Raw genomic sequence first — 13,480 nt, 5'->3', positions numbered from 1 at the left:
TTATAAATTATGATTTTGTTAAATGAAGATACAAAATGTTTAGTTCAAGGAATTACCGGTAAACAAGGTTCCTTTCATACAGAACAAATGTTAAAATATAATACAAATATTGTTGCAGGTCTTACTCCTGGAAAAGGTGGTCAAAAATTCTTAGATCAAGTTCCGATTTTCAACTCAATTGAAGAAGCAACCGAAGAAGTAGACATTAATTCTTCAATTATTTTTGTACCTGCAAGATTTGCAAAGGATGCTGCTTTTGAAGCTATAAGACATTTGGATTTAGTTGTTATCATATCTGAACACATTCCTGTCCATGACAGTATGAAAATAATGGCATATGCAAAAGAAATGGGAACAACAATAATTGGTCCAAACACTCCGGGTATTATCTCTCCAGGAGTTGGTAAATTAGGTATCATGCCTACTCATATCTTTTCTGAAGGTAATGTCGGTGTTATCTCAAGAAGTGGTACTTTAACTTATGAGATTGCAAGTGAACTTACAAATGCCGGAATCGGTCAGAGTACCTGTGTAGGTATTGGTGGAGACCCAGTTACTGGAGATAACTATGTGGATATCTTAAAAAGATTCGATAAAGATGATGATACTGATGCGGTTGTTTTAATTGGTGAAATTGGTGGAACTGCAGAAGAAAGAGCAGGAAAATATATTGCAGAAGAAATGGAAAAACCGGTTGTATCATACATTGCAGGAAGAACTGCACCTCCAGGCAAAAGAATGGGACATGCCGGAGCTATTATTCAAGGATCTTCCGGTACAGTTGAAAGTAAAACAAAAGCTTTAAATGAAGCTGGTGTTGAAGTAGCAATTAAACCATCTGAAATTGTAGATTTACTTAAAAAGGTTATGTAATGTCAAATCAGGAAATTATTGATAAATTATTAAATGGTGAGATGAAACTCTACCAGGTTGACAAGCAGGTCAGTGCAAAAGAGGCAACTGATATTAGAAGAGAATTTTTAGAGCAAAAATACTCAATTGATTTACACAATATCTCAAATTACACTTTAGATATGGAACGTGCATCTGCAAGAAATATTGAAAATTCAATTGGAGTCTTACAGCTTCCGATGGGAATTGCCGGACCATTAAAGATTAATGGTGAATACTGTCAAAGAGAGGTGTTCGTTCCGCTTGCAACATCAGAAGGTGCGCTTGTTGCATCAATAAACAGGGGTGCTTCTACAATTACTGCTTCTGGTGGGGCTAATGCCAGAGTGGTGTCAGATATCATGACACGTGCACCTGCTATTAAATGTGATGGTGTAGGTGATGCTTTAAAAATCAAGCAATGGTTTATTGATAATTTCGATGAGTTAAAACAAATTGCTGAAAGTACAACTTCGCATGGTAAGTTAATAAAAATTGATCCTATCTTAATTGTTGGAAGTTATGTTTATCCAAGATTTGTTTTCTCAACTGGAGACAGTATGGGAATGAATATGGTAACAATAGCTTCTGAAAAAATCCTAGAAAAACTTGCAGAAGACACTTCCGCTATTCATATTGCGTTAAGCGGAAATGTCTGTGTTGATAAAAAACCTGCTGCTATAAACATTGTTGAAGGAAGAGGAAAAAGTGTTATAGCAGATATTTTAATACCAAAAGATATTGTAGAAAAGAAACTTAAAACCACTGCAGAAGCAATTGTTGAAGTTAATATTGCTAAAAACTTAATCGGATCTGCTGCCAGTGGCAGTATGGCTTATAATGCCCATTATGCAAATATGGTTGCGGCCATATTTTTGGCAACTGGTCAGGATGCAGCTCATGTTGTTGAAGGTTCACTCGGTATTACAACAGCAGAAAATAGAAATGGAGATTTATACTTCTCAGTTAACTTGCCTGACCTTCCGGTAGCTACAGTCGGTGGAGGAACAAGCCTTGAAGTAGCTCATGAAGGACTGGAAATATTGGGTGTCGCAGGTTCTGGTAAAGCTCGTGAATTTGCAGAAATTGTTGCATGTACTGTTTTGGCAGGTGAATTATCACTTGTCGGTGCATTGGCTGCAGGACATCTTGCAAGGGCTCATCAGGAACTTGGAAGAGGATAACATGGATGATTTTTTAGATGAATTATATCCTGAATTGACTCTTGAAACTGATGATATAATAATGACTCTGGCTATAAAAAAAGACTACTCTAAAATCGAAGATTTTGATAAAAGAAAAGAGGAGTTCATCAAGGATTTAAATGATTTTATTAAAGAATTTAGTGAAACTCCCGAATCTGATGATTTTATGAGATATTATGATGATTAGTATTTGTAGTCATGCGAAAACTTGCATGATACTACAATATTTTAGTTTTTTAATATTTTATATATAAATATTTCAAATATCCATAGATTGTATGATATTTCATCAATAAGGATGACTAGCTTATTTTTAATTAATCATATTTGTGTTTTTGTGCCTAGTCGCACTTAATAAATGTTTATTAATTTTGGTTGTAAATTATGTAATATGGAATGTTCATTCTATAATTTGATTGTGAACATTCGATAAACTAAAATCAGACAAATATTGTATTATTTTATTTTTAATAGATTAAAAATAGCTGATTTGGGGATTTAATTAAAAATGAGGGTTTTAAATGATAGATTATTCTATTGAAGATGCGATTGAAATAATTAATTCATGTGATGAATCGTTCATGCCTGACACTAAACATTTTGACATAAGAAATGTTCAAAGAATAGGTGATTTAGGCTTAATATTTGAAACATTCTTGCACAATCCATTAATGGGGATAATTAAACAAAGTTACAATAGATTCAGATTATATTTTGAACACAACCAAAGGCCCACAAAAGATATATCATTAGTGATAGGTATAAATGATAATAGAGATGTAAAATTTTTAACGGTCATGGAAACTTACAGAAATCAAAGGGTGAGAAAATGAATAACAAAGTAGTATATGATTATGATCGTCAAGGGGACTCATTATTCATATATTGTGTTGAAGATTATGAATATGAAGTTTCACTAGAATTGGACAATGATGTAATACTAGACATTGATAAGGATGGAAAACCTGTTGCATTTGAATTTTTAAATGCATCAAAAATATTCAACTTAGATAAAACTTATTTCAATAATTTATCTAAAATCACTATTCAATCCAATATAACTGAAGAAGCAATTAATCTAAAAGTCCAATTAATTGTTCCGATTCATAACAAAACACAAACATTTGGAATGAATAGAATTACAACTAATTTAAATGGTATTCCTGCTATGGAATCAGAATTAGTTACAGCATGAAACAATTCTTATTCAAATCATGTTCTTTGAAAATGAAAGTTCGCATTATTGATGGACAGTAAATAGTTAGTATTTGGAGTCTATTTTTTCAAATACTTTTTTAATATTTACTTTTGTCTCAAAACAACCTGTTTTTTCAAGTAAAACTCCCTGAGGGTAAAAATCAGACAAAAGCATCATCATTTGATTTAAATCTTCGTGACATGCAACACCTATAACTGCCTGAAACTTATTTTCCATAACTATCTTTTTAACAAAACTGGATCCCGGAACAATGTATAGTTTGTATCCTAATGGTTCAGCTTTTTTCTTAATAACTCCTATTGAGCATAATCCACATTCAGTGCAGTTTAAACCTTCTTTTTGAAGTGTTGCAGGACAATCTCTGTGTCTTAGGCAATGTGGTAGGAATATCAATGTTTTATCAGCAGGGATTTTTCTAAACTTTTCTTTGTTAACGTCATCCCTAACTTTTATAGCTATATCATCAATTAAATACTCATCAAGACCTAATACTCTGGAAATGGTTTTAAATGGAGAATACAATAAATCCACAACAAATAGTATGAATCTTGGAAATTTAATTTTGTTTTTACGGGCAATAAACAAACCTAAAATTAGAATTGCGATAAATAGAATTGCAATGATGATAATCAAAAAGACTACCAATTGGCCTAAAAATGTGTAAAATGATTCGATAAACATTATTTAACCTAAAATTTTTCAATAGTATAATTATCAAATTCTTTATTTAATCGGATTCCTGTGGGTGTTTTGATTATTTCAAGACCGGATAAACTGTCACAGGAACATAAAACGTTTTGTTCAGGATGGGTTCCCGGTATTATATTGCAGTTTAGGTTTACTTGATCTCCTATTGATAATACTGTTTCTAATCGTTTTGTTGATGGATGATCCTTATTTAAAATTACAATTGGTGAAGATTCTTCACGGCTTAAATAAGCCTGTGAACGTATTGCTCGTTTATCCTTTTTGAAGTTGGATACTGCAATAATGTCATCTGATTCTAAAAACTGAACTATTTCTTCATTGTCCTGTGTGGCGATAAAAAGCATTTTATTTTCATAAGCCACTTTCACGACACCAACCATTCCGGTTTCGCCTTCAAGAAATAGTATTTCATCATTTTTAAAATCAATATTCATAAAAATCACAAAAAATAAAAAAAATAGAGTAAATAATTTACTCTGCAAGTTCAACGTTGTCACTTTGACAAGATGGACAAACTACTTTTTTTCCAAGTCCTTTAAACTTATTTCCACAGTCTTTACAATGATATTTTTTAGTTTTTAATTTTCCTAAATCGACATCGGCCATTGGCCCTCCGCTAGAACACATTTAAAATCACCTATAATATATTATATATTATATATTATTTAAGTTTATTTTTGATGTTATATTCTCAATTTTTTCATGAATTTTGCCATCTTTTGTTATATTGTAAATCAGTTCATAGAAATATGCGGACTGGTTATATAATTTATTTTCTTCATATTCGCTAGCTAATTCGCCCAATGTTTTTAAAATGAAAGGATTAACTCCAATTTGTATGTTTTTTGATTTAAGAATTTCAACTGATTCTTCAGTAGTCAGATTAATGTTTTGACCTTTTGATTCGATATATTGCAGTTCGCTATAAGCCATTACACTCATTTCAAATTCCATACTGTATTTGTATAATCCGACAGCAACATCCAATTGGTTTTCCTCAACGTAATAATAGCCTAAGTTTCTGTAACATCTGGCAATGTCTTGAGGGTAATATGAATATGTTAAAGCTTCAGTGGTATATATGAAAAATTTATTGAATGTAGGGGTGTGCATTTTGTATATTTCACTTAATTCCAGGATTACTCTTGCAGAAACTGGGTTGATTTTTTTAGCTTTCTTAAGACTTTCTTCGGCTTTATCATACTGTTTGTTTTCAAACAGCAAAAATCCGTAGATATAATATAGGTCAAGTAATGGCTGATTGTCTGGAATTAATCTGACTTCCTTTTTTGCACCAATATACTTTCTAAATATTATCTCTTCCAGAGGGTTTGTAAAACTGTGGTATTCGCTTACCTTATCATCTTCAAACATGCCTGGAAAGCTTTCCATAAATTCATCCAACATAATCAGGGCTTTGTTGTAGTCTCCAGTTTCAATGAATTGCGAAACGTCATTTAATATGTCCATTATGGGATTTTCTTTTTGGGATATTTCTATGAATTCATTTTTTTCATCTTCACTTAAGCAGTCCCACATCATCCTTGAAATCTCTTTGATAATCTCTTTATTGTATGGGTGGTCTTTATACTTTTCAATTTGGGATGATAGATATTTTCTGTTCAAATCCCTGTTTTGACCTAAGTTAGATTTTATTTCCTCAATTATTTCTTCGTACATTAACACACCTAAAGTTACTTTAATGGGTAATATTTTTATATAACTTCTAATCCATATTATATATGTATAAAAAACTTATTTTTATATTGTTTTATTAAAATTTAAAGGTGATTATGAAATGGCAAATCAACCAATATTTATCCTCCCTGAAGGGACTGAAAGATATTCAAAAAGAGATGCTTTAAGAATGAATATCACAGCTGCTAAAGTATTAGCAGGTATAGTAAGAACTACTTTAGGTCCTAAAGGTATGGACAAAATGTTAGTTAACTCATTAGGTGATGTCACTGTCACAAATGATGGTGCAACTATTATGAGAGAAATGGAAATTAACCAACCTGCAGCTAGAATGCTTGTTGAAACTGCTAAAAAACAAGAAGATATTGTTGGAGACGGAACTACTTCTGTTGTTGTGATTGCAGGTGAATTATTAAATAAGGCTGAAGAATTATTGGATGACGGAATTGCAACTTCCGTTGTTGTAAAAGGATTCAGAAATGCAACATCAAAAGCTATTGAACTTTTAGATGATATTGCTATCGATGCAGATGATGAAGACACCCTTAAAAAAGTTGCAATTACTGCTATGAGTGGTAAAGGTTCAGATTATGCAAAAGAACATTTAGCTGATTTGGTTGTTGAAGCTGCTTTAAGAATTGAAGAAGATGGTGAATCTGAAATCGACAACATTAATATTCAAAGAGTTTCAGGCGGTTCTGTAGAAGATTCATTTTTAGCTGAAGGTATTGTTATCGATAAGGCTCCTTTATCTAAAAGCATGCCTAAAGAAGTAGAAAATGCAAAAATTGCTATTGTTAAATATCCTATTGAATTGAAAAGTATCAACACTGATGCTAAAATAGATATTACAAGTCCTGACCAATTTGAAGCTTTCTTAATGCAAGAAGAACAAATGATTAAGGATTTAGTTGAGAAAGTGCTTGATTGCGGTGCTAATGTAATCTTCTGTCAAAAAGGTATTGATGACATGGCAGAACACTACTTAAAAAAAGCAGGAATCATGGCTTACAAAAGGGTTAAAAAATCTGATATGGAAAGAATTTCCAAAGCTACAGGTGCAAAACTTGTAACTGACATTGAAGATTTATCCGAAGATAAATTAGGTACTGCCGGCCGTGTATATCTTGACAAATTATTTGATCATGAATTGACTTTCATTGAAGAATGTGAAAATCCAAAAGCATCTTCCATTGTTTTAAGGGGAAGTACCCGTTATGTAACCGAACAAATTTCCAGAGCTATTGATGATGCTTTAGGTGTAGTTGCATCCACTATTAAAGAAGGAAAAGTTTTAATCGGTGGAGGAGCTTGTGAAATTGATTTAGTAAAACAATTAAGAGAATATGGTGAATCTGTAAGTGGAAGAGAACAGTTAGCTATTTTAAAATATGCTGAAGCTTTAGAAGTTATTCCAAGAACATTAATTGAAAATGCAGGTTTAGATACCATTAACTTAATTGCTGATTTAAAAGCAGCTCATGAAGAATCAAAATTCATCGGTATAAACGTCTTTACTGGTGAAGTAGTTGATATGAAAGAAGCTGGAGTTATTGAACCTGTAAGAGTTAAAATCCAAGCACTTCAATCAGCTGGTGAAGCTTGTGAAATGATTTTACGTATTGATGATATGATAGCTGCAAGAAATGCATTGAATTCAACCGGACCTGATGAGTCAGGTAATGATGCAAGCGGTATGCCACCAATGCCTGGTGCAGGCGGAATGGGTGGAATGCCTCCAATGATGTAAATTTTTAAAATTTTTTACATCTTTTTCTTTTTTTATTATAATTGCTTATTTTTCTTTATACTCGATTAAACTTGTTGTTTTTTATTCTAACTAATCTTTAATCTATGTTTTTTGTTTAAATAGTTTTAAATTATATGTTATTTTATATGATAAGTACTAACATTATTGTTTACATTTTAGTATAGTCAAGTTACTTTAAAAATAAATTCATATAATTTAATCCTTTTAGAACTATATTCAAGTATAATGTTACTTAATTCTTTATTTTCATTAAGTTTTAGCTTTATTTTTAAAAATTAAATGAGTATAATGCTTTTTTTGAAATAAAAAGGTTTATATAACATATTTGTAATAAATATTGTTGAAGCGAGAATGTTAACTCGCGGATGTTTGAAAAAATTGTTATGGAGGTAAAATATTTTGAACAAACAATTATTACTCACTGTTTTTTTAGCGCTTATCGTAATTTTTTCAGTTAGTGCTATTTCAGCAAGTGAAGTAAATGTTACAGATTCATATACTACTAGCTTAGTAGATGATACATCAGATGTTTCAGTCCCATTAGAGAAAACTGCTGATTCATCAGAAAGTTCTGTATATAGTTATTCAAGTGTTGATAATGATTCATCTAAAGTTTCTCTATCAAGTGAAGAAGTTTTAGAATCTGAAAATTCAAATACTTTATCAACTAACACGATGAATTCGATTGATGGTGCAAATGGGGTTACTGGTTTAGCTGCAGGTTCAGATGTTGAAGTCTATGGTGCAGCCAGTGATGTTTCTTCTACTGTAAAACTTTCAGATACCATCAAAGCAAAAGATATTACTAAATATTATAAAGGAAGCACTCAATATAGCGCTACATTTACCGATTTAAAAGGAAATCTATTGAAAAATACAAATGTAAAAGTAACTGTAGTCGGCAAAACTTATACAATCAAAACTAATGCAAACGGAGTGGCTTCTTTAGCAATTAATCTTAAACCTGGAACTTATCAGATCACTGCTTTAAATACAGTTACAAACTATAGATTAACTACTTCATGTAAGGTATTGACAACTATTCAGGCAAATGATGTTACTAAGGTATATACTGATGGAAAGAAATTTACCGCAAAATTCTTAAAAAGTGACGGTAAAGCTTTAGCTAACAAAAATATTAAGTTTAGGATTAATGGTAAAACTTATACTGCAAAAACTAATAGTAATGGTGTAGCCAGTCTTTCAATGACAAGTCTTGGTGTTGGTAGCTATAAGATGATTTCTTATAACACAGACGGTTTGACTTTAACCAACACTGTTAAAGTGGTCAGATCTACTACTTCTAAATTAACTACTACTTCATACACTTTCCTTAATAGTGAAAGTAAAACTATTAAAGTTACTTTACTTAATGGATTAGGCTATGCACCAGGTTCTGGAAAAACTATCAAATTTACAATCAATGGTAAAACTTATACATCAAAAACTGATAGTAACGGTGTTGCTTCACTTAAGTTACCTACTTTAAATAATGGGGTATACACTGTAAAATACGCATTTGATGGAAACAGTTTCTATAAGGCATCAAGTGCATCAAATAAAGTTTATATAATTCCTTCTAAGACTCCTACATTCACAGTAAAAAGTTCCACTATCTTTGGTGATGGTGCAGACTCTGTGTTTAAAGTCGCTTTAACATCAGGCAGTGTTCCTTTAGAAAAGAAAACTGTTATTTTTACTGTAGGTAGCAAGTCTTATACTGGAACTACTGACAGTAAGGGTATTGCTTCTTTGCCGATTGGTTTAGCCGCTGGTCAATATACTATTGCTTATAAATTCAACGGTGACTCTAAAGTCAATGCAAAAACCGGATCTTCAACTATAACAGTTAAAGATAAAACAAAAACTTCTATAGTCTGGAGTAGCGGTACACTTAATGAAGGGTCACAAACTTTGAAAGTTCTATTGAAAGATTCAAATAATAAAGGATTATCCGGTAAGACCGTTAAGTTAACAATTAATTCAAAAACATATTCTGCAACCACTTCTGCAAATGGTTATGCAACATTTAATCTAAATTTAGGTGCTGGAGATTACTCTGCAGTATTTAAATATGAAGCTACAGGCGATAATTATGAGCCTAGCAGTTTAACTAAATCCATAACCATTTCCAAGAAAACTACATTAGGAGGATATGGATATTGGCTTTTCGGTGGAGACATGAAAAGTGTTTCTTTAACTGGTTTAGCTGCTCAAGGAACTTCAGATATATTTTTAAACTATTATGCAATTACTAAATGGGGTAAATCTGCTGTTGAATCATGGATTGCTTCTGCTAATACTTACGGAATGAGAGTTCATATTTGGATGCAGACTTTCTATGATGGTAACTGGATTAATCCTGTTAAAAACGGAGCTGCAAATACAGCATACTTCAATGAAGTAATATCCGAAGCAAAAACATACGCTGCACTTAAAGGTGTTGCAGGTATTCACTTTGATTATATGAGATATCCGGGTACAGCTTATAAAACTTCAGGAGGTACTCAAGCAATCTCTCAATTTGCAAAATTAGCCAGTGAATCTCTTCACGCTTTAAATTCCAAGCTCATTGTTTCATGTGCAGTCATGCCTGAAACTACAAGTAATATTTATTATTACGGTCAGGACTTATCAGCAATCAGTCAGTATATGGACGTTGTTGTCCCTATGATATATAAGGGAAATTATAAAAAGACTACATCCTGGATTGGTACTGTAACAAAATGGTTTGTTGATAATTCTAAAGGAGCTCAAATCTGGGCTGGTTTACAAGGATATGCTTCAGATGATAATGTAGTAAAATTGTCTTCAAGTGAAATAACTAATGACGCTCAAACTGCTGTCAATTCTAAAGCAACTGGAGTAATTATATTCAGATGGGGTTTAACTAACTTAGTTAATTTTAACTCATTAACTGGTAAAGTCAATCCGTCTTCTAGTTCATCCAGTTCCAGTTCTTCCAGTTCCAGTTCAACTACTGGATCATCAGTAACTCTTGCAAATATTTTGACTGCAGCAACCACTTTGAAAAATACTATTTCATCAAGCGGTGCTGTACCGTCCAGTGTAAGTATTGGTGGCGTAACTTATTCCACTTCCCAATTCTTATATATGATGGCAAAATCTATTGAGAATCTTGCTTCTGGTAAGACTTCTGCAGTTTCAGTATTATCTGCAAGTGCGGCTTCAAGTTCTTCTGGAGAATCTGAAGGTAATTTAAATAAGGCTGATTATGTTGATGTAGCGACTAGGGTTGCTTCATTTATTTCATCTAATAAACAGGCTCCTAATTATGCGACTTCAACTTTAGGAAATATTAAATATGAAAACTTGGTTGATGCATTTTCTAGAATTTTAGCTTACTATAAGTCTAATAACGCATTACCTAATACTGTATCTATAAGTAAAATTACCAAATCTGAAACTACAATAACTCCTGACACATCTACAGTTAAAACAATTTCCATTAAGGATATTTTAACTGGAGCTACTAATTTGAAAACATATTATTCAAATAATAATCAACTCCCAAATACTGTTACAGCAGCAGGCATCACATTCAAATTGCCTGAATTCTTGTATTTGATGAGTCAGGCTATTTATCAAATCGGTAACTCAAACAGTAATGATATTGCTTATATCAGTGGTGTCAGCGCTCCAGAATCACCTAGTGGTGATACAATTAGTTCCCAACAGTTAACTAAAGAAAATTACATAACTGTTGCAAATAATGTGGCAAAATTCATCAGTACCAATAAATTGGCTCCTAACTATGCTTCATCTGCAGTAGGAAAAATAATTTATTCCGAATTGGTGGATTCTTTCTCACGTATTTTAGCGTACTATAATACCAATGGAGATTTACCTAATTATGTTGTAGTTACTTATGGATCAAGTAGTAGTGGAAGTACTGCTATTACAACAGGTTCAGGTTCCGGTTTAAATCAGAAAAATACAGAATCCGATACATCTGCTTACTTAAAAGCTTCTACTAATTGTCCTATTGACAACAGTAACATTAAGTCTACAGTAAATTCAATAACTTCTGGTTTATCTACTACTTTAGAAAAAGCAAGAGCAATTTATAATTATGTTAGAGATGCTGTTTCATACAGTTTCTATTATAATACCAAATATGGTGCTGCTGGAACTTTATCATCAAAAACAGGTAACTGTGTAGACCAAGCTCATCTGTTAGTTTCCATGTACAGAACTGCAGGTATTGCAGCTAGATATGTTCACGGAACTTGCAGATTCTCAAGCGGAAGTACTTACGGTCACGTTTGGGCTCAGGTGTTAGTTGATGGACAATGGTATGTTGTAGATGCTACAAGTACTAGAAATTCATTTGGAAATATAGTTAATTGGAATACAAATTCCTTCACACTTCACGGAATTTATTCAGGTATTTCATTCTAATTAACTTTTCTTTTTTCTTTTTTTTAGAAAACATTTAAATATTCATTAAATACAAATTAAATAATAACAAACTTATTTTTTTAATAAAATTTTCACTTAAATTTTTAGGCATACCAAAACTTTTTTATACTCTTAACTATAAATATTTACTTGATAATTTATTAATAAGGTGAGTTTTCATGGCTGAGAAGATAAGTGAAAATATTGAGGAATATTTAGAAGTTCTCTATCGTAATGGAAGTAATGGAGAACAGGTTTCCACAACAATGCTTTCAAAAGAGTTAGGCATCGCTCCTGGAAGTGTAACTCAAATGCTTAAAAAATTAGAAAATTTAGGATATATTGATTATACTCCATATAAGGGAGCTACTTTAACAGATGAAGGAATGCAGATAGCTCAAAAAATTACCAGAAAGCATAGGATTTTAGAAAAATTCTTAAATGATGTTTTAAAAATCAAAGAGGAAAATATTCATGATCAGGCATGTGAGATGGAACATACTTTATCTGATGAAGCTGAAAGGGCATTATGTAATATGCTGCACAATCCTGATTTATGTCCTGATGAAAATATAATTCCTGCATGTAATTTCGATTTTGAAAGCTGCAATGAATGTTATTCTCTAAAAGATTTTGACCATGTGGTAAACAGAAAATTCAACTTATTGTCAATATCTGAATTAACTTCCAATGCTGAAGGAACTATCTCATTTATAAGGGGAAGTTCGGAACTTTTGGATGAAATTGCAGAAAGAAATATTAAAGTTGGCCAACACTTAAGCTATGAATTCAATGAAAATCGAGTAGGAACTCATTATCTGGTCAATATTGAAAATGAAGATCTAAATATTTCAGCAGAAATGGCTAATAATATATTTATTAGGATTTAATGCTTTGAAATATTCTTATTAGAATTGAGTGTGTTTCAACACTCCAATTTTTTCTTTTTTTATAAATATATTTATATAATATTTATTTCAAAATTAATAGCATTAAATATAATGTATTTCTTTTTACGGTGTTTTAATGCGTGGTAACTTATCTAATGAAATAGTGTCTATCAAAATTGAAGAAGGCAGTAAAAGACCAATCGCTCTACATGAGAAAAGTAAGTTCGGTAAAATTGAAGCTGATTGTCTGAATCTTTCTTTAATTGAGGCGTGTTATCTATTGGAGAAAGGACGTTTGGACATTTATGAAGATGATATCGAATGCAGCATTGGATATCTGATTGATATTTTAAAAGAACAGAATAACTATGCAAAATATATTGTTTACCGCGATTTAAAAGACCGTGGATATGTTATAAAAACAGGATTTAAATATGGCTCTGAATTTAGATTATATGATAGAGGCCGATCTCCTGGTCAAGGGCATTCAGATTATTTAGTTAAAATCATTTTTGAAAATTATGAGATTAATGCACTTGATTTTGCAAGTTATGTCAGAGTTTCACATGGAGTCAACAAAAAGCTCCTTTTGGCTATTGTTGATGATGATTTTGACATAACCTACTATAATATCGAATGGACAAGGCCTTGATTTTAATTAAAGAAGTCTATTATA

At 31.7% G+C, this 13,480-nt stretch carries 13 protein-coding genes; 9 read left to right on the top strand and 4 right to left on the bottom strand.

The features are described from left to right. The first annotated feature begins 9 nt into the window (after positions 1 to 9). The 5 genes from sucD (at position 10) to IJL02_RS05095 (ending at position 3,291) form a co-directional block, all read left to right on the top strand. Positions 10 to 873 (top strand): succinate--CoA ligase subunit alpha, encoded by an 864-nt coding sequence (gene sucD / locus IJL02_RS05115; RefSeq protein ID WP_292811831.1) that lies wholly within the window; start codon positions 10 to 12, stop codon positions 871 to 873. Next, positions 873 to 2,075 (top strand): hydroxymethylglutaryl-CoA reductase (NADPH), encoded by a 1,203-nt coding sequence (hmgA, locus tag IJL02_RS05110; protein WP_292811824.1) that lies wholly within the window; start codon positions 873 to 875, stop codon positions 2,073 to 2,075. Before sucD ends, hmgA begins: the two co-directional genes overlap by 1 nt. Before the next feature lies 1 nt (position 2,076). Further along, on the top strand, positions 2,077 to 2,283 hold the full coding sequence (locus tag IJL02_RS05105) for a hypothetical protein (RefSeq protein WP_292811819.1): 207 nt from the start codon (positions 2,077 to 2,079) through the stop codon (positions 2,281 to 2,283). A gap of 334 nt (positions 2,284 to 2,617) precedes the next feature. Continuing rightward, positions 2,618 to 2,929 (top strand): hypothetical protein, encoded by a 312-nt coding sequence (locus IJL02_RS05100; RefSeq protein WP_292811811.1) that lies wholly within the window; start codon positions 2,618 to 2,620, stop codon positions 2,927 to 2,929. Then, positions 2,926 to 3,291 carry a DUF2283 domain-containing protein gene (locus IJL02_RS05095; RefSeq protein WP_292811806.1) on the top strand — a complete coding sequence of 122 codons (366 nt, stop codon included), beginning with the start codon at positions 2,926 to 2,928 and terminating at the stop codon, positions 3,289 to 3,291. The genes IJL02_RS05100 and IJL02_RS05095 overlap by 4 nt, the downstream gene beginning before the upstream one ends. Positions 3,292 to 3,357: 66 nt before the next feature. On the opposite strand, the gene IJL02_RS05090 is transcribed toward IJL02_RS05095, so the two are convergent. Genes IJL02_RS05090 through IJL02_RS05075 form a run of 4 tightly spaced genes read right to left on the bottom strand, consistent with a single transcriptional unit; the run spans position 3,358 to position 5,703 of the window. After that, the gene (locus tag IJL02_RS05090; RefSeq protein ID WP_292811799.1) at positions 3,358 to 3,996 is read right to left on the bottom strand and encodes a DUF116 domain-containing protein; all 639 of its coding nucleotides are present in this window, start codon (positions 3,994 to 3,996) and stop codon (positions 3,358 to 3,360) included. An 8-nt stretch (positions 3,997 to 4,004) separates the two neighbouring features. Continuing rightward, positions 4,005 to 4,457, bottom strand: coding sequence for a hypothetical protein (locus IJL02_RS05085; protein WP_292811793.1), 453 nt, complete (start codon positions 4,455 to 4,457; stop codon positions 4,005 to 4,007). A 37-nt stretch (positions 4,458 to 4,494) separates the two neighbouring features. Then, on the bottom strand, positions 4,495 to 4,650 hold the full coding sequence (locus IJL02_RS05080) for a hypothetical protein (RefSeq protein WP_292811790.1): 156 nt from the start codon (positions 4,648 to 4,650) through the stop codon (positions 4,495 to 4,497). 27 nt (positions 4,651 to 4,677) lie between these two features. Then, positions 4,678 to 5,703: a lipopolysaccharide assembly protein LapB gene (locus tag IJL02_RS05075; RefSeq protein ID WP_292811783.1), complete on the bottom strand. Its 1,026-nt coding sequence runs from the start codon at positions 5,701 to 5,703 to the stop codon at positions 4,678 to 4,680. 118 nt (positions 5,704 to 5,821) lie between these two features. Here IJL02_RS05075 and thsA point away from each other — a divergent pair, with 118 nt between their 5' ends. The 4 genes from thsA to endA all read left to right on the top strand — a co-directional run bounded on the left by thsA (position 5,822) and on the right by endA (position 13,456). Further along, a complete protein-coding gene (thsA, locus tag IJL02_RS05070) occupies positions 5,822 to 7,471 on the top strand; it encodes a thermosome subunit alpha (protein WP_292811774.1) in 1,650 nt (549 codons plus the stop codon). Positions 7,472 to 7,891: 420 nt separating this feature from the next. Next, a complete protein-coding gene (locus IJL02_RS05065) occupies positions 7,892 to 11,914 on the top strand; it encodes a pseudomurein-binding repeat-containing protein (protein WP_292811761.1) in 4,023 nt (1,340 codons plus the stop codon). A 179-nt stretch (positions 11,915 to 12,093) separates the two neighbouring features. Continuing rightward, positions 12,094 to 12,804, top strand: a complete 711-nt coding sequence (locus IJL02_RS05060; protein WP_292811753.1) for a metal-dependent transcriptional regulator — start codon at positions 12,094 to 12,096, stop codon at positions 12,802 to 12,804. Positions 12,805 to 12,940: 136 nt separating this feature from the next. Further along, positions 12,941 to 13,456, top strand: coding sequence for a tRNA-intron lyase (gene endA, locus IJL02_RS05055; protein WP_292811744.1), 516 nt, complete (start codon positions 12,941 to 12,943; stop codon positions 13,454 to 13,456). The last annotated feature ends 24 nt before the right edge of the window (positions 13,457 to 13,480 follow it).

The organism is Methanobrevibacter sp. (assembly GCF_017427765.1).
Taxonomy (GTDB): domain Archaea; phylum Methanobacteriota; class Methanobacteria; order Methanobacteriales; family Methanobacteriaceae; genus Methanocatella.
Note: the sequence above shows the minus strand (reverse complement) of the source record. Positions and strands in the feature narration are given on the sequence as shown.

Excerpts from the sequence above, each read along its gene's own strand:
- IJL02_RS05095 (WP_292811806.1), top strand. The coding sequence starts at position 2,926 with ATGAATAACAAAGTAGTATATGATTATGATCGTCAAGGGGACTCATTA.
- thsA (WP_292811774.1), top strand. The coding sequence starts at position 5,822 with ATGGCAAATCAACCAATATTTATCCTCCCTGAAGGGACTGAAAGATAT.
- hmgA (WP_292811824.1), top strand. The coding sequence starts at position 873 with ATGTCAAATCAGGAAATTATTGATAAATTATTAAATGGTGAGATGAAA.
- IJL02_RS05090 (WP_292811799.1), bottom strand. The coding sequence starts at position 3,996 with ATGTTTATCGAATCATTTTACACATTTTTAGGCCAATTGGTAGTCTTT.
- IJL02_RS05100 (WP_292811811.1), top strand. The coding sequence starts at position 2,618 with ATGATAGATTATTCTATTGAAGATGCGATTGAAATAATTAATTCATGT.
- sucD (WP_292811831.1), top strand. The coding sequence starts at position 10 with ATGATTTTGTTAAATGAAGATACAAAATGTTTAGTTCAAGGAATTACC.
- IJL02_RS05075 (WP_292811783.1), bottom strand. The coding sequence starts at position 5,703 with ATGTACGAAGAAATAATTGAGGAAATAAAATCTAACTTAGGTCAAAAC.
- IJL02_RS05085 (WP_292811793.1), bottom strand. The coding sequence starts at position 4,457 with ATGAATATTGATTTTAAAAATGATGAAATACTATTTCTTGAAGGCGAA.
- IJL02_RS05080 (WP_292811790.1), bottom strand. The coding sequence starts at position 4,650 with ATGTGTTCTAGCGGAGGGCCAATGGCCGATGTCGATTTAGGAAAATTA.
- IJL02_RS05060 (WP_292811753.1), top strand. The coding sequence starts at position 12,094 with ATGGCTGAGAAGATAAGTGAAAATATTGAGGAATATTTAGAAGTTCTC.
- IJL02_RS05105 (WP_292811819.1), top strand. The coding sequence starts at position 2,077 with ATGGATGATTTTTTAGATGAATTATATCCTGAATTGACTCTTGAAACT.
- endA (WP_292811744.1), top strand. The coding sequence starts at position 12,941 with ATGCGTGGTAACTTATCTAATGAAATAGTGTCTATCAAAATTGAAGAA.